This window comes from Pseudomonas sp. H1_D04, assembly GCF_054683855.1.
In genome coordinates this window covers 4,784,731-4,802,138 of sequence record NZ_CP162826.1, presented here as the reverse complement: position 1 = coordinate 4,802,138, position 17,408 = coordinate 4,784,731, and the positions used below count along the sequence as shown (strand labels likewise).

Annotated in this window: 16 protein-coding genes; 10 read left to right on the top strand and 6 right to left on the bottom strand. The window is 61.5% G+C overall.

The genetic code is table 11. The features are described from left to right. Positions 1 to 133 precede the first annotated feature (133 nt). The 3 genes from AB4N82_RS22330 (at position 134) to AB4N82_RS22320 (ending at position 2,867) form a co-directional block, all read left to right on the top strand. Positions 134 to 856: a pirin family protein gene (locus AB4N82_RS22330; RefSeq protein ID WP_099602261.1), complete on the top strand. Its 723-nt coding sequence runs from the start codon at positions 134 to 136 to the stop codon at positions 854 to 856. A gap of 146 nt (positions 857 to 1,002) precedes the next feature. Then, a complete protein-coding gene (locus AB4N82_RS22325; protein ID WP_122765451.1) occupies positions 1,003 to 1,506 on the top strand; it encodes a phage infection protein in 504 nt (167 codons plus the stop codon). A 278-nt stretch (positions 1,507 to 1,784) separates the two neighbouring features. Continuing rightward, entirely contained in the window at positions 1,785 to 2,867 is a 1,083-nt protein-coding gene (locus AB4N82_RS22320; RefSeq protein ID WP_032886593.1) for an LLM class flavin-dependent oxidoreductase, read from the top strand. A gap of 88 nt (positions 2,868 to 2,955) precedes the next feature. Here AB4N82_RS22320 and AB4N82_RS22315 read toward each other — a convergent pair whose 3' ends face one another. Together AB4N82_RS22315 and AB4N82_RS22310 are read right to left on the bottom strand one after the other, a co-directional pair. Continuing rightward, the gene (locus AB4N82_RS22315) at positions 2,956 to 3,750 is read right to left on the bottom strand and encodes a class II aldolase/adducin family protein (RefSeq protein WP_032886594.1); all 795 of its coding nucleotides are present in this window, start codon (positions 3,748 to 3,750) and stop codon (positions 2,956 to 2,958) included. 107 nt (positions 3,751 to 3,857) lie between these two features. Beyond that, positions 3,858 to 4,763, bottom strand: a complete 906-nt coding sequence (locus AB4N82_RS22310) for a LysR family transcriptional regulator (RefSeq protein WP_032886595.1) — start codon at positions 4,761 to 4,763, stop codon at positions 3,858 to 3,860. Between the two features lie 213 nt (positions 4,764 to 4,976). On the opposite strand from AB4N82_RS22310, the gene AB4N82_RS22305 reads away from it, so the two are divergent. From AB4N82_RS22305 to AB4N82_RS22275, 7 genes are all read left to right on the top strand, one after another. Next, the gene (locus tag AB4N82_RS22305; RefSeq protein ID WP_032886597.1) at positions 4,977 to 5,588 is read left to right on the top strand and encodes a cysteine dioxygenase family protein; all 612 of its coding nucleotides are present in this window, start codon (positions 4,977 to 4,979) and stop codon (positions 5,586 to 5,588) included. Further along, on the top strand, positions 5,585 to 7,168 hold the full coding sequence (locus tag AB4N82_RS22300; RefSeq protein WP_099602258.1) for a rhodanese-related sulfurtransferase: 1,584 nt from the start codon (positions 5,585 to 5,587) through the stop codon (positions 7,166 to 7,168). Before AB4N82_RS22305 ends, AB4N82_RS22300 begins: the two co-directional genes overlap by 4 nt. 101 nt (positions 7,169 to 7,269) lie before the next feature. After that, positions 7,270 to 8,244, top strand: a complete 975-nt coding sequence (locus tag AB4N82_RS22295) for an ABC transporter substrate-binding protein (protein WP_032886599.1) — start codon at positions 7,270 to 7,272, stop codon at positions 8,242 to 8,244. An 11-nt stretch (positions 8,245 to 8,255) separates the two neighbouring features. Then, positions 8,256 to 9,614 (top strand): LLM class flavin-dependent oxidoreductase, encoded by a 1,359-nt coding sequence (locus tag AB4N82_RS22290; protein ID WP_122765452.1) that lies wholly within the window; start codon positions 8,256 to 8,258, stop codon positions 9,612 to 9,614. Beyond that, entirely contained in the window at positions 9,611 to 10,294 is a 684-nt protein-coding gene (locus AB4N82_RS22285) for a peroxiredoxin-like family protein (RefSeq protein WP_095184524.1), read from the top strand. Before AB4N82_RS22290 ends, AB4N82_RS22285 begins: the two co-directional genes overlap by 4 nt. A gap of 76 nt (positions 10,295 to 10,370) precedes the next feature. Continuing rightward, complete coding sequence (locus AB4N82_RS22280; protein ID WP_122765453.1) at positions 10,371 to 11,540, top strand: acyl-CoA dehydrogenase family protein; 1,170 nt, start codon at positions 10,371 to 10,373, stop codon at positions 11,538 to 11,540. Further along, complete coding sequence (locus AB4N82_RS22275; RefSeq protein ID WP_032886604.1) at positions 11,537 to 12,484, top strand: D-isomer specific 2-hydroxyacid dehydrogenase family protein; 948 nt, start codon at positions 11,537 to 11,539, stop codon at positions 12,482 to 12,484. The genes AB4N82_RS22280 and AB4N82_RS22275 overlap by 4 nt, the downstream gene beginning before the upstream one ends. A gap of 1,004 nt (positions 12,485 to 13,488) precedes the next feature. Here the strand turns inward: AB4N82_RS22275 and AB4N82_RS22270 are convergent. The 4 genes from AB4N82_RS22270 to AB4N82_RS22255 are packed head-to-tail and all read right to left on the bottom strand — an operon-like array spanning position 13,489 to position 17,324. Beyond that, entirely contained in the window at positions 13,489 to 14,262 is a 774-nt protein-coding gene (locus AB4N82_RS22270) for an energy transducer TonB (protein ID WP_122764166.1), read from the bottom strand. After that, entirely contained in the window at positions 14,259 to 14,705 is a 447-nt protein-coding gene (gene tolR / locus AB4N82_RS22265) for a protein TolR (RefSeq protein WP_032889397.1), read from the bottom strand. The genes AB4N82_RS22270 and tolR overlap by 4 nt, the downstream gene beginning before the upstream one ends. Positions 14,706 to 14,719: 14 nt before the next feature. After that, positions 14,720 to 15,412, bottom strand: a complete 693-nt coding sequence (tolQ, locus tag AB4N82_RS22260) for a protein TolQ (protein WP_122764165.1) — start codon at positions 15,410 to 15,412, stop codon at positions 14,720 to 14,722. Between the two features lie 46 nt (positions 15,413 to 15,458). Next, positions 15,459 to 17,324 (bottom strand): phytase, encoded by a 1,866-nt coding sequence (locus AB4N82_RS22255; RefSeq protein ID WP_122764164.1) that lies wholly within the window; start codon positions 17,322 to 17,324, stop codon positions 15,459 to 15,461. Positions 17,325 to 17,408: the final 84 nt, after the last annotated feature.

Here is a 17,408-nt window from a genome sequence, read left to right as displayed (position 1 = left end):
CCTTTCACTGTCAATCTGAGAGGGACAGTTATTCAGATTTCAGCTTCTTAATGAATATTTCAGTAACCAGTAACCTTCTTCTCAACGCAAGCGCCCTGCATCTCGCAGCCAGCGCCCACTTGAGGACACAACCATGCTGACCCTTCGCAAAGCTTCCGAACGCGGTGCCGCCAATCACGGTTGGTTGAAGTCGTTCCACACCTTCTCGTTCGCCAACTACTGGAACCCCAACGAGCAGGGTTTTTCCGACCTGCTGGTGATCAACGATGATCGCGTCGCCGCCGGCAAAGGCTTCGGCCAGCACCCGCACCGTGACATGGAGATTTTCTCTTATGTGCTCGAAGGCGCCCTGGAGCACAAGGACACCCTGGGCACTGGCTCGGTGATCCGCCCTGGCGATGTGCAATTGATGAGCGCTGGCAGCGGCGTGGCCCACAGCGAGTTCAACCACAGCCAAAACCGTGGGGTGCATTTCCTGCAAATCTGGATCGTGCCCGCCGTGGCCGGTGCCGAACCGCGCTATCAACAGGAGCACTTCAGCGAGGCACAAAAGCGTGGGCGCCTGCAGTTGATCATCTCGCCGGACGGCGCCGACGGTTCCCTGAGCGTACGCCAGGACGCCAGGGTGTACGCCGGGCTGTTCAACGGTGACGAAGCCACAACCCTTGACCTGCCGCCGGATCGCCACGTGTACATCCATGTGGCCCGGGGCAGCGTGGAGATCAACGGCCAGCGCTTGCAGGAAGGTGACGGTGCCCGAGTGCGTGATGAGCAGCGCATCCACGTGAGTCAAGGTCAGGACGCCGAGGTGCTGGTGTTCGACCTGCGACCTCAGGAACTGCCGCAAATGCCTTGATCAGCCGGGCGATGGCCGTTGCAAACGGTCCATCGCTGGCATCGATAGTCACCATCAGCGCAATGAAGTTCTCTTAAAAAATGCAACGCGTAACATCAAACCCATACCAGGCAACACCCAAACTAAAACACTCGGAGCACACCATCATGAAACGCCAAATCTTGCTTAGCCTCGCTTTCTCGGTACTCGCTGCAAACGCATTTGCCCACCCTGTAGTCGCTGAAGGCGGTGCAGATCGCCTGATCGAAAACCGTGTTGCTGAAAGCGGTTCGGATCGACTGATCGAAAACCGTGTTGCCGAAGGTGGTTCGGATCGTCTTCTGGAAAAACGCGTAGCTGAAGGTGGCTCGGACCGTCTGATGGAAAACCGCGTAGCTGAAGGTGGCTCGGATCGTCTTCTAGAAAAACGCGTAGCTGAAGGTGGCTCGGACCGTCTGATGGAAAACCGCGTAGCTGAAGGTGGCTCGGATCGCCTGATGGAAAACCGCGTAGCTGAAGGTGGCTCGGATCGTCTGATGGAAAACCGTGTAGCTGAAGGTGGCTCGGACCGTCTGCAGGAAAACCGCGTAGCTGAAGGTGGCTCGGACCGTCTGATGGAAAACCGCGTAGCTGAAGGTGGCTCGGATCGTCTGATGGAAAACCACGCATAACCCGCCCTGTTCGAGGGCACCCCCAAACCGGCCTGATCAGCCGGTTTTTTTTCGTCTATTAAAAAGTGCACTCAACTCGCAAACACTTGGGGTTGCGTCGCTGCCGACTCAGATAATGCTATTTACTGATATAAGATCACAAAATAATTCTATTTTTTAATAATTAGGTTAGAACCAAACGGCATTTTACAGCGGCCGTCGCGGCCCCTACCTTGGACGAGCATGACCGACCCCCTGCCCGGCGGAGGTACACACTCCCTACTCGACAAGGACAGACCATGAGCATCGAATTCATCGGCTATATCGGCGGCCACCACGCATCCGAAATTCATCCACGCAGCGGCCCGACCCTGCAACCGGACTACGTGGAAACCGTGGCCCGCGCCCACGAAGAGGCCGGCTTCGACCGCGCCCTGGTGGCCTTCCACTCTAACAGCCCGGACAGCACGCTGATCGCCTCCCATGCCGCCAGCGTCACCCGCAAACTGCAATTCCTGATCGCCCACCGCCCCGGTTTTGCACAACCCACCCTCGCCGCGCGCCAGTTCGCCACCCTGGATGTGTTCAACGGCGGGCGCACCGCCGTGCATATCATCACCGGTGGCGACGACCGCGAACTGCGCGCCGATGGCAGCCATATCGGCAAGGACGAACGCTACGCACGGACCGACGAATATCTGAGTGTGGTGCGACAGGAATGGACCAGCGAACAGCCCTTCGATTTCACCGGCACCTACTACCAGGTCGAAGGCGCGCACTCCACCGTGAAGTCGCCGCAGCAACCGCATATCCCACTGTACTTCGGAGGGTCTTCCCAGGCCGCGATTGAAGTGGCGGGCAAACATGCCGACGTGTACGCACTGTGGGGCGAAACCTACGAGCAAGTGCGCGAGATCGTGACTCAGGTCCGGGCCGAAGCAGCCAAGCATGGACGCACGATTCGCTTCAGCCTGTCGCTGCGACCGATCCTCGCCGAGACCGAAGAGCTGGCGTGGGCACGCGCTGACAGCATCTTGCAACAGGCAACCGAGTTGGCAGAGAAGAATGGATTTGTGCGGCGTGAACCGCCGAATGAAGGCTCGCGTCGGCTACTCGCAGCGGCGGCACAGGGTTCCCGGCTGGACAAGCGTTTGTGGACGGGGATTGCGGGGTTGCTGGGCGCCCAAGGGAACTCAACCTCGTTGGTGGGCACCGCCGAACAAGTGGCTGAAGCGCTGGTGGATTACTACGACCTCGGCATCACCACCTTCCTGATCCGTGGGTTTGATCCGCTCAATGATGCGATCGACTACGGCAAGCGGTTGATCCCCCTCACCCGCCAACTGATTGCAGAACGCGAGCAGGCCAAACAGGTCGCGTAAGCCAGAACACGGCAAAACCAATGTGGGAGGGGCGGTGCGATGATTCGACTCGCCCTCTCCCACATGCCTATCTTCATTTAGCTCAGGATCAGTTCTTGTAGTCGGTATCGCTGCGTTCCAACTGCCGAATCAGCGCATTCCAATGCCGTGCCACGCCCGGCCCCTCGCCGCTGCTATGCGCCTTGGCCTGTTCTTCAACCTTCGCCACTACCTCCTGTGGCGGAAAGACCAGCTCAGCATTCCCCGCCGCTTGCGCCGCGATCTGAATATTGCACGCACGCTCCAACCCTTGCAGCTGCTGGAAGGCATGTTCGACGCTGATACCCGCCGTCAACAGCCCGTGGTTGCGCAGGATCATCACGCTCTTGTCGCCCAGATCCGCCACCAACCGCTCACGCTCGTCCAGGTCGAGGGCGATGCCTTCATAGCCGTGGTAGGCCACTCGCCCGGAAAAGGCGATGGAGTGTTGGGAAATCGGCAACAAGCCGTCCTTCTGCGCGGACACCGCAATGCCATCGCGAGTATGGGTGTGCAGCACCGCTTGCAAGTCATGGCGCGCGCCGTGGATGGCGCTGTGGATCACGTAGCCGGCGTAGTTGATACCCAGCCCGGTAGGGTCATCGACGATCGTGCCGTCGAGGTCGACCTTGACCAGGTTGGAGGCGTTGATTTCATCGAACAACAGGCCGAAGGCATTGATCAGGAAATGCTCCTCCGGGCCCGGTACACGGGCGGAGAAGTGGGTGTAAATATGATCGGTCCACTTGTACAAGGCCGCCAGGCGGTAGGCGGCGGCCAGTTTCACGCGCACTTCCCACTCTTCTGGCGTGACGCGTTGACGAACGTTGTTGGAGACGCTGGAAATCGAGGTGACGCTGCTCATGGCAAAACTTCCTGGATGGCCTTAAGGACTTCCAGGCAAGCCTAGGGGATGCTCAAAAACAATAAAAAGCACATTTTAATCTAAGCTAATTATTATTTTTTTTCATATCAAGCCGCATCCCGAATCTTGTGCAACGACGCCGCCACCCATTTGCCAAACGCATCCACCGGCCCTTGCAGGTTGCCGAGGAAATGCGGGTAGATGAGCCAAAGGTCCATCACCGGTTTGAAGTCCTTGAGCGGCATTACCGCCAATTGTTCGCGGTGAGCGCTGCGTTCCAGCAAGGGACGCGGCACCAGGCCCAAGCCCAGGCCATCGGCGACCAGACCCAATTGCAATTCAGTGCCGAAGGTTTCCAGGTTGACCCGCAGCGCCAAGCCCTGATCGGACAAGGTGCGTTGCAACCCGGCACGGAACCCGCAGCCATCCGGGTTAAGAATCCACCCGTTCTGGTACACATCCGCCAGCTTGCAGGGTTTTTTCGGCAACTGCGCCTTGGCGCACACCACCACCAACTCCATCTTGCCGATAGACTCGCCAACGATGTTATCCGGGAAGATCTTGCCTGCCGGGAACAACGCCGCCGCCGCGTCCAGTTCGCCCCGTTCAATCTTGCCGACCAACTGGCTGCCCCATCCGGTCGCGACCTGGGCGCGCAGTTCGGGGTACTCAGTGCGCAGCAGCTTCAGCGCGTCCAGCAGCACTACATCGCCGATGGTCTGCGGCACGCCCAGGCGCAGTACGCCGGAGGGGGGTGCGTCGGTGGCTACCAGCTCACGCAAGGCATCCATCTCGCGCAGGATCAACCGGCATTGTTCATATACGCGGGTACCGATCAACGTCGGTTTGAGGGGCTTGGTGTTGCGATCAAACAGCTCCACCCCCAGCGCCTGCTCGAAGTTCTGCACGCGGCGCGTAATGGCCGGCTGGGTCAGTTGCAACGACTCGGCGGCATGGCTGATGGACTGGCAACGAATCACTTCGACAAAGGCATCGATATCGTCAATTTTCATTTGGGCCGCACATAGAGAACAGTCATTAAGATGTCCGCGAAGCATAGTTGCAGGAACGTTATCTGAATAGCCCACGCTGTGATCGATAACGTCTAACGCTATACACGCCGGTTCTAAATTACCTTCAGCTATAAGCTAATCATTAAAAAATAGCATATTAACTATAAACATTATGCTTAGATAAACCCATCAACACCGACTGATGGAATTGCCATGACCCAGGCCCGACACCCCGAGAGACTCAGAGCCTTCATTGGCGCCCTGGCGGAACTGATCGACGGCAATCCGCGCGAAGGCGACCTGTTGCACCGTGGCGGCAAGCTGCTCGCGCAACTGGTCAGCCATGATGACTGGCTCCCCGACGAATTCGCCCAACCCAACCCCGAGCGCTACCAGCAATTTTTGCTGCACGCCGATTCGCGCCAGCGCTTCAGCGTCGTCAGTTTTGTCTGGGGTCCGGGGCAGACCACGCCGATTCATGACCACCGGGTGTGGGGGCTGATCGGCATGTTGCGCGGCGCGGAGTTTTCCCAAGGATTTGAACGCGCCCCCGACGGCAGCCTGGTCGCCGAAGGCAAGCCTATTAAGCTGGTGCCGGGCCAGGTCGAAGCCGTATCGCCCAAGGTCGGCGACATTCATCAGGTCAGCAACGCCCACAGCGACCAAGTGTCCATCAGCATTCACGTGTACGGCGCCAATATCGGTGCGGTACGCCGTGCGGTGTACCAGCCCGACGGCAGCGAGAAACTGTTTATCTCCGGTTATTCCAACGCCTTCCTCCCGAACATCTGGGATTTGTCCAAAGAAAAGAGCCCTGCCCTATGAGCACCGTACCGACCCGCAATTTCGCCCAGATTCGCCAGGCCCTGTTGGACCATGCAGAAGTCGCCCTGATCGACGTGCGCGAAGAAGCGCCGTTTGCTGAATCCCACCCGCTGTTCGCGGCGAATATCCCGCTGTCCAAGCTGGAGCTGGAGGTGTATTCGCGCATTCCACGGCGTGATACCCAGGTCACCGTCTACGACAACGGCGAAGGTCTGGCCAGCCGCGCCGCCGAGCGCCTGATTGCATTGGGCTACACCCAGGTCAGCCTGCTCGAAGGGGGCCTCAATGGCTGGCGCAGCGCCGGTGGCGAGCTGTTTATTGACGTGAACGTGCCGAGCAAAGCCTTTGGCGAACTGGTAGAGAGCGAGCGTCACACGCCGTCCCTGGCCGCCGAAGAAGTGCAGGCCCTGCTCGACAGCCACGCCGACGTGGTGGTGCTCGACGCCCGCCGCTTCGACGAATACCAAACCATGAGCATTCCCACCAGCATCAGCGTGCCCGGTGCCGAACTGGTGCTGCGCGCCCGTGAACTGGCGCCGGATCCGGCCACGCGCATTATCGTCAACTGCGCCGGACGCACCCGCAGCATCATTGGCACCCAGTCGCTGATCAATGCGGGCGTGGCCAACCCGGTATCCGCACTGCGCAATGGCACCATCGGCTGGACCCTGGCCGGGCAAACACTCGCCCACGGCCAGGCGCGACGCTTTGCCCCGACCTCGGAAGAACATCGCCAGGTCGCCGCCATCGAGGCACGCCGTGTCGCCGACAAAGCCCGCGTTGGCCGTGCCACCCTGGACGATCTACACGCCTGGCAGCAGCAAACCACTCGCACCACCTACCTGTTCGATGTGCGCACCCCGGAAGAATTCGAAGCCGGTCACCTGCCCGGCGCGCGCTCCACCCCCGGCGGCCAATTGGTCCAGGAAACCGATCACGTGGCCAGCGTACGCGGCGCACGCCTGGTGCTGGCGGATGACGACGGCGTGCGCGCCAACATGTCCGCGTCCTGGCTCGCCCAACTGGGCTGGGACGTGCACGTGCTGGACGACCTGCAAGCGGCGCACTTCAGCGAAAAAGGCATCTGGGTCGCCCCGGTGCCCACGCCGCCCCAAGCCGAACTGATCAGCCCGCACACCCTCGCCGACTGGCTGGCCCACGGCGACACCGTGGTGCTGGACTTCACCGCCAGCGCCAACTACGTCAAACGCCACATCCCCGGCGCCTGGTGGGCCCTGCGCGCGCAACTGCCCCAGGCCCTCGCCAAAGTGCCGACCGCCGAGCGCTACGTGCTGACCTGCGGCAGCAGCCAACTGGCGCGCCTGGCGGTGGCCGAAGTCGAAGCCATCACCGGCAAGCAAGTGTTCCTGCTGCAAGACGGCACGGCAGGCTGGATCAACGCGAAATTGCCCCTGGAAGAAGGCGAAACCCACCTGGCCTCACCACGGATCGACCGCTACCGCCGTCCGTACGAAGGCACCGACAACCCCAAGGAAGCCATGCAGGCATATCTGGATTGGGAGTTCGGTTTGGTTGCCCAGTTGGCCCGTGATGGGACCCATGGGTTCTACGTGATCTGATCATCTAACACACCTGCCTCTGAATGGGGGCAGGCTTCACCGACCCCTTTCCAGGCGGAGGTAACCCACACCTTTTTTGATCTGCCTGGAGCCTCTATCCCATGGTCTTTACCACCCCCTTCAAGCGCCTGTTCCTGGGTACTGCCCTGGCCCTTGGCCTGGCCACCAGCGCCCACGCCGCCGACCTGCAACCACTGCGGGTGGCCAATCAGAAATCGACGATCAAGACGCTGCTGGAAGTGTCCGGCGAAACCAAAGACGTGCCCTATGCCATCCAGTGGTCGGAGTTCCCCTCCGCCTCGCCCCTGGGCGAAGCCCTGAATGCCGGCGCGGTGGATGTCGGTGCCTTGGGCGATGCGCCTTACGTGTTCGCGCTGGGTGCCGGGGCGTCCTTAAAAGTGGTCAGCATCATCCACGCCGAAGGACGCAACACCACCGCGCTGCTGGTACCCAAGGACTCGCCAATCAAGACGGCCGCCGACCTCAAGGGTAAGAAAATCGTCACCGGGCGTGGCTCCATCGGGCATTACCTGGCGATCAAGGCGTTGGCCAGCGCGGGCCTGACCAGCCAGGATGTGCAGTTCATCTTCTTGCTGCCCGCCGAATCCCGCTTGGTGCTGGATAACGGCACCGCCGATGCCTGGGCGACCTGGGACCCTTACACCACCGTGGTGACCTCCCAAAGCCAGGCGCGAATCATCGCCAGTGGCAACACGCTGTTGAGCAACCACCTGTACCTCGCGGCAACCAGCCAGGCCATTGCCGACAAGCGCACGCAGCTGGACGACTTTGTCGCCCGCGTCGATCGCGCCTACGCCTGGGCCAATACGCACCCCAACGAATACGCCGCCGCCCAGACCAAAATCACCGGCCTGCCACTGGCCGTGCATGTGGCCGTGGCCAAGGAAACCCGTCTGAGCCCGGTATTGATCGACGACAGCGTGATCAGTGGCCTGCAAACCACCGCCGACACCTACCAAAAAGAAGGCCTGCTGACCAAACACATCGACGTGTCACAGGGCTTCGACAAAAGCTTTAACGCCAAGCGTGCCCCCAACAACCAAGTCTCGCGCTGAAGGAACAGAACATGAGCCAGCCACGTCAACTAAAACCACGCCATTTAAAACTGGGTGCCATGGTCCACGGTGTCGGCCACGGCTGGGGCGAATGGCGCCACCCGCAGGCACAACCGAATGCCAGTACGAATTTCGGCTTCTACAAGCAGCAGACTGAACTGGCCGAAGCCGCCAAATTCGACTTTGTGTTCATCGCCGATAGCCTGCATATACACGCCAAATCCAGCCCCCATTACCTCAACCGTTTCGAGCCGCTGACGATCTTGTCAGCCCTCGCGGCATTGACCACCCATATCGGCCTGGTCGCCACCGTGACCGTCAGCTACACCGAGCCGTACCAAGTGGCGCGTCAGTTCGCGTCTCTGGACCATATCAGCGGCGGCCGCGCCGGATGGAACGTGGTCACCTCGTGGCTCAGCGGCACCGCCGATAACTTCGGCAAGGCTGAGCACCCGCCCCATGCCGTGCGCTACCGCATCGCCAAGGAACACCTGAACGTGGTCAAGGGCCTGTGGGATTCCTGGGAGGACGACGCCTTTGCCTACAACAAGCAAAACGGCGAGTTTTTCACCCCGGACAAGCTTCATGCGTTGAACCACAAAGGCGAGTTTTTCTCGGTCAAAGGCCCGCTGAACATTGCGCGTTCGCGCCAGGGCCAGCCCGCAATTTTCCAGGCCGGCACCTCGGAAGACGGGCGTAACTTTGCCGCCGAACATTCCGATGCGATTTTTGTGCATGTGGAAAGCATCGAAGAAGGCCTGGCCTACTCCCAGGACCTCAAACGCCGTGCCAAAGGCTTTGGCCGCGATGCCGACAGCCTGTCGATCCTGCCGGGCATCCGCCCGATTGTCGGGCGCGACGAGGCCGAAGTGGAAAGCCGCTACCAGCAGGCCGTGGAGCTGGTCACCGTGGAAGACGCCATCGTCGCCCTCGGCCGCCCGTTCAACGACCACGATTTCAGTAAATACCCCCTGGACGAACCCTTCCCGGAACTCGGCGACTTGGGCTCCAACAGCCAGAAAGGCGGCTCCGATCGCATCAAGCAACTGGCCAAGGACGAAGGCCTCACGCTGCGTGAAGTGGCCCTGCGGTTCTCGCGGCCCAAGCGTGATTTTGTCGGCACCCCTGAGCAAGTCGCTGATGCGATCCAGACCTGGTTCGAGCGCGGCGCCAGCGATGGCTTCATCATCAACTCGGTGCTGCCGGATGGCTTGCAGTACTTCACCGAACTGGTGGTGCCGGTGCTGCAACAGCGCGGCCTGTTCCGCACCGAATACACCGGCCAGACCCTGCGCGACAACCTGGGCCTGGACGTACCGGTCAACCGCTACAGCGTCGAGGTGCAAGCGCCGCAGGAGGCATTGGCATGAGCGAATCCCTTAACCGTCAGTTGGCGGCGCTGCACGCCGAGCGTGTAGCGACCTGGGCCCCGGCGGCGTTGCAAGTCAATATCGACCAGCGCCAGCGCCTGGTGGATGAAGCGCGAGTAGACGACTACGTGCAGGTCGGTGATGAGCTCGACCCGTTTACCTTGCTCAACGTCGAAGGCGGCGAACTCAACCGCGAGCTGCTGTTGGCAGACGGCCCGGCGGTGCTGATCTTCTTCCGTTTTGCCGGCTGCCCGGCGTGCAACATCGCCCTGCCCTATTACGAGCGCCAGCTGTACCCACGCCTGCGCGAATTGGGTGTACCGCTGGTAGCGATCAGCCCGCAAGTGCCGGAACGCCTGGTGGAAATCAAGACCCACCACGCGCTGCAACTGCTGGTCGCCAGCGACCCGGATAACAACCTCGGGCGGCGCTTGGGGATTCTCTACAGCTTCGATGAAGCCTCGCGTAACGCGGCATTGGCCAAGGGCAATCACATCGGTGAAACCACCGGTACGGGGACCTGGGAGTTGCCCCAACCGACCGTCGTGGTGATTGCCCAGGACGGCACGGTCGCGTTCGTAGACGTTAGCCCGGATTGGCTGGTACGTACCGAAGCCGAGCCGGTGGTGCAGGTGGTGGAGCGCTTGTTGGGCCAACAGCCTGTGCGCCTCGCCATCTAAGCCAAAAATCCTCTGTGGGAGGGGCAAGTCGAATCGTCGCGCCGCCCCTCCCACATTTTTGACCGAGTACATTCTTATGACCCAACCGTCTCTACGCTCCGTGGAAGTCGCCAATTTCGAAGCCTTGCTCGAACGCCTCACCACCGAGCTGGCCAGTACCGCGCCGCAGTACGATGACAGTGGCGCCTTCCCCCACGCCAACTTCCAGCTATTGCATGAACACGGCCTGGTCGCCCTCACCGTGCCCAAGACCCTGGGCGGCGGCGGTGCCAGCCTGCCTCAGGCGCGCAAGGCGATCAGTGCGATTGCCAAGGGCGAGCCGTCCACCGCGCTGATCCTGGTGATGCAATACCTGCAACACACACGCCTGCAAGACAGCAAAACCTGGCCCCAGCACCTGCGCGTGAAAGTCGCCGAAGACGCAGTGCGTAACGGTGCGCTGATCAACGCCCTGCGCGTCGAGCCCGACCTCGGCACCCCGGCCCGTGGCGGCCTGCCGGCAACCACTGCGGTGCGCACTGCCGAAGGCTGGCGCATCAGCGGGCGCAAGATCTACTCCACCGGCAGCCATGGCCTGAGCTGGTTCAGCGTGTGGGCGCGCAGTGACGACGCCGACCCGCTGGTGGGCGCCTGGCTGGTGCCCAAGGACAGCCCCGGCGTGAGCATCATCGACACCTGGGACCACCTCGGCATGCGCGCCACCTGCAGCCATGAAGTGGTGCTCGACAACGTGCTGGTGCCGCTGGACCACGCCGTCAGTGTCAGCCCTTGGAGCGCACCGCAGCCGGAGTTGGATGCGGAGGGTTTCCTGTGGATGTCGGTGCTGCTCTCGTCGGTGTACGACGCCGTGGCCCAGGCCGCGCGGAACTGGCTGGTGAACTGGCTGGAAGAACGCACGCCGTCCAACCTCGGTGCGGCGTTGTCGACCTTGCCGCGCTTTCAGGAAACCGTCGGGCATATCGACACCCTGCTGTTCGCCAACCGCAGCCTGCTCGACGCCGCCGCCGACGGCCACACCCCGGCCGCCAACGCCGCGCAGTTGAAGTACCTGGTTACCCACAACGCTATTCGCGCGGTGGAACTGGCCATTGAGGCTTCCGGCAACCCTGGCCTGTCGCGCCATAGCCCGCTGCAACGCCACTACCGCGATGTGCTGTGCAGTCGCGTACATACCCCGCAGAACGATGCGGTGCTGCAAGGCGTCGGTAAAGCCGTGTTCGCCCAACGCCAGAAGGAACGCGCATGACTCACGTGATTATTGCCAGCCAGTTGGACGAAGACTACAACGACGTGATCCGCGCTCGCCTGCGCACGGTCCACCCCGAAGCCCAGGTGATCGGCGTTCCGGTGGGCGTGCCAAGCGACCTGCCGCCCCAGGCGAATATCCTGTTGCTGCGTCCGATCAACGTGCGCGGCTACACCGCCCCGGATACCCCGCCGCCAGGCTGGCCCTACGGCGCGCAATGGGTGCACTTGGTCTCATCGGGCATCGACTTCTACCCGCAATGGCTGTTCAACGGCCCGCCGGTGACGACCTCCCGGGGCAGCGCCGCCGACAACCTGGCCGAGTTCGCCCTGGCGGCGATCTTTGCCGCGTCCAAGCATTTGCCGGATATCTGGGTGAAGGATTCTCAGTGGAATTTCACCCCGCTGCGTCCGCTCAAGGGCACCACATTGGGGATTCTCGGCTTTGGTGCGATTGGTGAACGCCTGGCGCAGAAGGCTCACGCGCTGGGAATCAAGGTGGTTGCGCTGCGCCAAAGCCCGACCCCGTTCGGGATCGACGGGGTCGAGGCGGCCAGGGACATCCACGACCTGTTCGCCCGCGCCGACCACCTGGTGCTGGCGGCACCGCTGACCGAGGCTACGCGCCATATCGTCGATCGGGACGTGTTGGGCAGCGCCAAGCCGGGGCTGCATTTGATCAACATTGCGCGCGGGGGGTTGGTGGATCAGGAGGCGCTGCTGGAAGCGCTGGATAACGGGCAAATCGGCCTGGCATCGCTCGACGTGACCGAGCCGGAACCGTTGCCGGATGGGCACCCGTTGTATACGCATCCGAGGGTGAGGTTGTCGCCGCATACGTCGGCGATATCGACCGATAGCCGTAATGAGATTGCTGATACGTTTTTGGCGAACCTGGAGCGGTATGTTTTGGGTGTGGAATTGGTGAATCTGGCTAATGGGTGATGCCGTTTGAGTGTGGGGTTTGTTTGGGTTGCGGTTTGTTGGGGGGACATATCCGTTTCTGCGGTCACGGCGGGTATTAGTTCCGCCCTTACGGCGGGTCACTTTGGAAAAGAGCCCCAAAGTAACCAAAGGGCTCTTGCCCCAACACTCGGCACCTCGCCTAGGCTCGGTGTGCCCTCACTCCGGCTTGAATCCGTGGGCCGCCGCGATGGGCCATCCATGGCCCAGCGCGGCTAACCCGGCGTCCTGCCGGGTTACCCACGGATTCAAGCCTGCGTTCGGCCAGCGTGTTTGACGGGGCGCCTGAGATCAAGATCAAAAGCGCAGATCAAAAGACCGCTGACTTCGTCAGCGAAAAGGATGTAAGAGCCAAATCAAAAGCAGATCTAAAGCAGATCTAAAGCAGATCTAAAGCAGATCTAAAGCAGATCTAAAGCAGGACAGCAGGCCAGGACCTATCTGTCTGATCTATGGAGATCAAACTGTGGGAGGGGGCTTGCTCCCGATAGCAGTGGGTCAGTCACAGCTGCATCAACTGACACACCCTCATCGGGAGCAAGCCCCCTCCCACATTTGGACGGAGTTGGAGCTGAGAACCCGGTCGGCTCTAAGGCCGCCGCGGCCTTGCTTTTGATCTGAAATCGCCCCGTCAACCACGATGGCCGGAATTCGACGTTGATTTGGGGGGTAAACCGGCAGGGATGCCGGTTTAGCCGCCCTGCGCCATGGATGGCGCGTGGCGGCGGCCCCCCAAATCAATGTCGGATTACGGGCACACCGAGCCTAAGCGAGGTGCCGAGTGGTGGGGCGAAGGCCTTTTGGTTACTTTTGGCTGGGCCGGCATTCCGGCCTTTACAAAAGTGACCCGCTGTAAGAGCGGAACCATAGGCGGCCGTTACCGCAGCAACGGATATGCACTCGATCCCATCCAACATCCTGGTCAACTAAACACCACCTGCGGTGAACCAAGCTCACCACAACAGCAGCATTGCCAACCGAACGGATCATTTGATGCGGTAGTGAAAGGTATTCCGTACAGCCGGCACCACAACAGCCTTGCCATCAACGATCCTTGGCTGATAGCGGAAGGTGTTCGCCGCCGCCAGTGAAGCACGCATGAACAACGGGTGGCAGCCGTCCAACACCTTGGGATTTTCCACGCGGCCTTGAGTGTTGACGCTGTACTCCAGGGTGCAATCGCCTTCGATGTTCTTGTCCAGAGCACGCTCGGGGTAGTCCGGCGCTTCCTTGCTCAGGGGCTGGTATTGGCGGCTGTCAAAGGCCGGTGCCGCTGCAGGCGCAGGTGTGGCGACGCGGGCTTTTTCCGCAGCCAATCGCTCCTGGGCCTGGCGCTGTAGTTCCAGCTCGCGGGTGCGTTGTTCGGTGGCCAGGCGTTCCTGTTGTTGCTCGATTTTCTTTTCTTCGACGCGTTTACGCGCCAGGGCGGCTTTCTCCAGTTTTTGCGCCTGGATTCGGGGGTCGACCGCAGGTTTCACCGGTACCGGAATCACCACCGGCTCCGGCGGCGCAGGTGCCGGTGCAGCAACCACCGGTTCTGGTACTGCCACCGGCGCAGGCGGCAGCATGACCAACTGCGTGTGCATCACCCGAGGTGCCTCCAACATCGGTTTTTCCGTCGACCAGCCCACCATCAACGCCGCCAACACGCCCACGTGCAGCGCCACCGCCAGGCTGGCGGCGAAGCTGTTTCGCCACACGCCGGAGGTATCCCTGGGTTCCATCACAAGCGTCGGACTGTGCATGATCATCGCCGTCATTGCGGGGCCTCGGTCACCAGCCCCAGGTTGCTGACACCGCCTTTTTGCAACACCGCCATGGCTGCAACCACACGTCCGTAGCCGGCGTTGTCATCGGCGCGGATGTACACCTGGGTGTCGCTGCGTGCCGCTACCACCTGCATGACCTTGGCGCCCATTTCGTCCAGGCTCACGGCACTGTCGGTCTGGTGCTGGGTGTCGAGCTCGCCGCCGAGGTTCCAGTAGTAGCCGCCATCGGCCTTTACCGACAGCGTCAGGATCTGCTGGCGGGTATCGGTGGCCAGCGCCTCGGCGGCGACCTTGGGCAGCTCGATCTTCACGCCCTGGGTCAGCATTGGCGCGGTGACCATGAAGATCACCAGCAGCACCAGCATCACGTCGATATACGGCACCACGTTCATTTCGGCCTTGGGCCCGTGCTTGCGTTGCGGCCTGACTAACATGGGAGTTGCTCCTTTCAGGCGGCCACGGCCAGGTTGATCGGCGCACCGCGCAGGGTGCGGTGCAGGCGCACTTGCAGCTCATTGCCAAACGCGTAGTAACGGGTGAGCAGCGTCTGGCCACGCGCCGCGAAGCGGTTATAGGCGATCACCGCCGGGATGGCTGCAAACAGGCCGATGGCTGTGGCGATCAGCGCTTCGGCAATGCCCGGCGCCACTGTCGACAACGTGGCCTGTTGCACTTGGGACAAACCGATAAAGGAATTCATGATCCCCCACACCGTGCCAAACAAACCGATGTACGGGCTGACCGAACCCACGGTCGCGAGAAATTGCAGGCCCTTTTCCAGTTCGATTTCCTGCTCGGTGATCGCCACCTGCAAGGCCCGCTCAACACCTTCGAGCACCGCAGGGCCATGGCTGTGCAGGTGCTGGTATTCCTGGACGCCGGCAATAAAGATCGGCGCAATCCCGCCCTCGCCCGCCTGCACGGTTTCGCGGTACAGCGGTTGCAAGTCCGACGCTGCGCGAAAGCGCTGCACGAAGCCATTCAACTGGCGCTCCAGGCGGCGCAGTACGCTGCCGCGCTGGATGATCAGGTACCAGCTAAGCAACGACGCCAGCAGCAAGGTGATCATGACCGCCTTGACCAACAGGCTGGCGTCACTGATAAGGCCCCAGATCGTCATATGTTCCATCGTCGCGTGCATGGTGATGTCCTATTCGATTAAAAAGTGATGACGGGGTGATGACGGTTCACGGCAATTTCAGCGCACGGGTCACGTCAGCCCACGGTACGAATTTAAAATTCTGGGTTTGCTCGGGCATGCGCTTGCGGCCGTCCTGCACCACCAGCATGCCTTGGCTCCAAGGCCCGCCCAGGTTGATGGCGGTGACCTCCAAGCCATCGGTTTCCGAGGCGCCGTCGATACCGGCGGCGGCATTGAGGCCGACGCGAAACCCACCGTGAATCGCAAACGGCGGCTCGGCATCCACCACCAGGTAGCTGTCGTTGCCTTGGCTTGAGATCACCAAATAGTCGCGTTTGTCGCTCTGATACAGCGCCAGGCCCTCGACGTCCGCGTGCAACTGCGGGCCGACCTTGATCACGCTAGTGAGGGTGGCCGGTTGATCGGCACGAGCGTCCACCGCCCACACCCCCACGTCTTCTTCGCCGATAAACAAGCGCTGGCGCTGGTCGTCGGCCACGCAGCCTTCAGGCTGGCTGTCGACCTTGAACTGGCGCACCAGCTCACCTTGCACACGGCCATCCGGGGCGCTCAGGCGGTATTGCAGGAAGGTGCCGTCCTTGCCGTTGGCGATGGCATAGATCTCGCCGCTGGCGGGCTGATACAGGCAGATGCCATAGATTTCCTTGAGCGGCGTAGGCACTTCACCGGCTTCGCGCAACTCGCCGCTCTGACGGTCGACGCTGAATACGCTGAGGCTGTTGTGATCACGATTGCTGGCGACGGCCAGATCCACGGTCTGGGCGCCCAGCATGAAGTTGGGGCGGACGTCGACGTTGTTCAGGCGCCCGACCGCCAATTCCTGCAACAGCTTGCCGTCAAGGTCATAGGCCAACAGGCCTTGTTTTTTGTTGGTGCCAAGCACGCGGCTTTTGGCCGGGGTGTCGGGGTGAATCCAGATCGCCGGATCATCCGCCGCATCACCCTGGCGGCCGACTGGGTCGGTTTGGCGCACGGCGGCGACTTCCGGCAGTACAGGATCTGCCGCTACAGACTTGGCCTGCCAGTTGAGCTTGCCCTGGTAGAGCGTGCCGCTGTCGTCGTCGCGTACCAGCAGCTGTTGGCCGTTGACGCTCAATTGCTCGGGTTCTTTCAGGCCAGGCAAGCTCAGGCTCGGCTGTTCCACCCAGCGCTCGCCCGTCCTTTGGAACAGGTGAAGTTGCGCAGTCTTTGGATCGAGCGCGACCACGCCACCCGGCACCAGGGCGACGGCACCGGCTTCACGCTTGGGATTATCGAACACCGCCACCGGGGTGCGTTTCACGTCCGCTTCCGGGTGCGCCGGGTAGGCCCACCAGCCGACATTTTCTTCATTGACTATCAGTTGATTCGTCCCGTCGTCCACCTGGCAGAACTGCGCCGATGGTGGCAGCGGCAAACCGCGCACACGCTGGGGTTCAGTCAGCAGCGTCGCGCCATTGCCCACCAACCATTGCTCGCCCTTGCCCTCCTCACCCACCAAAAACACAAACAGGCTGGCCGCTGAATCGCGGTACAGGCACAGGCCGTTCACCGGGTAATCGCGGGCCGGCAGGTACAGCGGTTTGCCCCAGGTTTTGCTGGCGGCGTCGAGGATGATCAACAGCGCTTGTTGACGATCATTGTCGAGGCTGGCGACCAGTACCTGGGCGCCTGCGGTGCGGGTGTCGAGGCTGCTGAAGTTGCCTTTGAACCGGGTCAGTTCAGTGCCTTTGGCGTCGAGCAGTTGCAGGCCGTCGCGGGTGCTGGCGGCCAGGCGCTCGGGGGTGCTGGGGAGGAAAGCCACTGCTTCGGCGTTCAGGGATGTCGCCCAAGGCGTCAGGGTCAGGTCGGCAGCCAGTGCATGAGTGCAGGTCAACACCGATATCAGCAAGTACAACGTGGAGATTCTCATGTACAAACAAATCCTTCGAAAACAATGGAGTTCCCATGTGGGAGGGGTCTTGCTCCCGATGAGGGTGTGTCAGTCAGCAGATGT

Excerpts from the sequence above, each read along its gene's own strand:
- AB4N82_RS22305 (WP_032886597.1), top strand. The coding sequence starts at position 4,977 with ATGACCCAGGCCCGACACCCCGAGAGACTCAGAGCCTTCATTGGCGCC.
- AB4N82_RS22315 (WP_032886594.1), bottom strand. The coding sequence starts at position 3,750 with ATGAGCAGCGTCACCTCGATTTCCAGCGTCTCCAACAACGTTCGTCAA.
- AB4N82_RS22285 (WP_095184524.1), top strand. The coding sequence starts at position 9,611 with ATGAGCGAATCCCTTAACCGTCAGTTGGCGGCGCTGCACGCCGAGCGT.
- AB4N82_RS22330 (WP_099602261.1), top strand. The coding sequence starts at position 134 with ATGCTGACCCTTCGCAAAGCTTCCGAACGCGGTGCCGCCAATCACGGT.
- tolR (WP_032889397.1), bottom strand. The coding sequence starts at position 14,705 with ATGTTAGTCAGGCCGCAACGCAAGCACGGGCCCAAGGCCGAAATGAAC.
- tolQ (WP_122764165.1), bottom strand. The coding sequence starts at position 15,412 with ATGCACGCGACGATGGAACATATGACGATCTGGGGCCTTATCAGTGAC.
- AB4N82_RS22280 (WP_122765453.1), top strand. The coding sequence starts at position 10,371 with ATGACCCAACCGTCTCTACGCTCCGTGGAAGTCGCCAATTTCGAAGCC.
- AB4N82_RS22290 (WP_122765452.1), top strand. The coding sequence starts at position 8,256 with ATGAGCCAGCCACGTCAACTAAAACCACGCCATTTAAAACTGGGTGCC.
- AB4N82_RS22255 (WP_122764164.1), bottom strand. The coding sequence starts at position 17,324 with ATGAGAATCTCCACGTTGTACTTGCTGATATCGGTGTTGACCTGCACT.
- AB4N82_RS22320 (WP_032886593.1), top strand. The coding sequence starts at position 1,785 with ATGAGCATCGAATTCATCGGCTATATCGGCGGCCACCACGCATCCGAA.
- AB4N82_RS22270 (WP_122764166.1), bottom strand. The coding sequence starts at position 14,262 with ATGACGGCGATGATCATGCACAGTCCGACGCTTGTGATGGAACCCAGG.
- AB4N82_RS22295 (WP_032886599.1), top strand. The coding sequence starts at position 7,270 with ATGGTCTTTACCACCCCCTTCAAGCGCCTGTTCCTGGGTACTGCCCTG.
- AB4N82_RS22325 (WP_122765451.1), top strand. The coding sequence starts at position 1,003 with ATGAAACGCCAAATCTTGCTTAGCCTCGCTTTCTCGGTACTCGCTGCA.
- AB4N82_RS22300 (WP_099602258.1), top strand. The coding sequence starts at position 5,585 with ATGAGCACCGTACCGACCCGCAATTTCGCCCAGATTCGCCAGGCCCTG.
- AB4N82_RS22275 (WP_032886604.1), top strand. The coding sequence starts at position 11,537 with ATGACTCACGTGATTATTGCCAGCCAGTTGGACGAAGACTACAACGAC.
- AB4N82_RS22310 (WP_032886595.1), bottom strand. The coding sequence starts at position 4,763 with ATGAAAATTGACGATATCGATGCCTTTGTCGAAGTGATTCGTTGCCAG.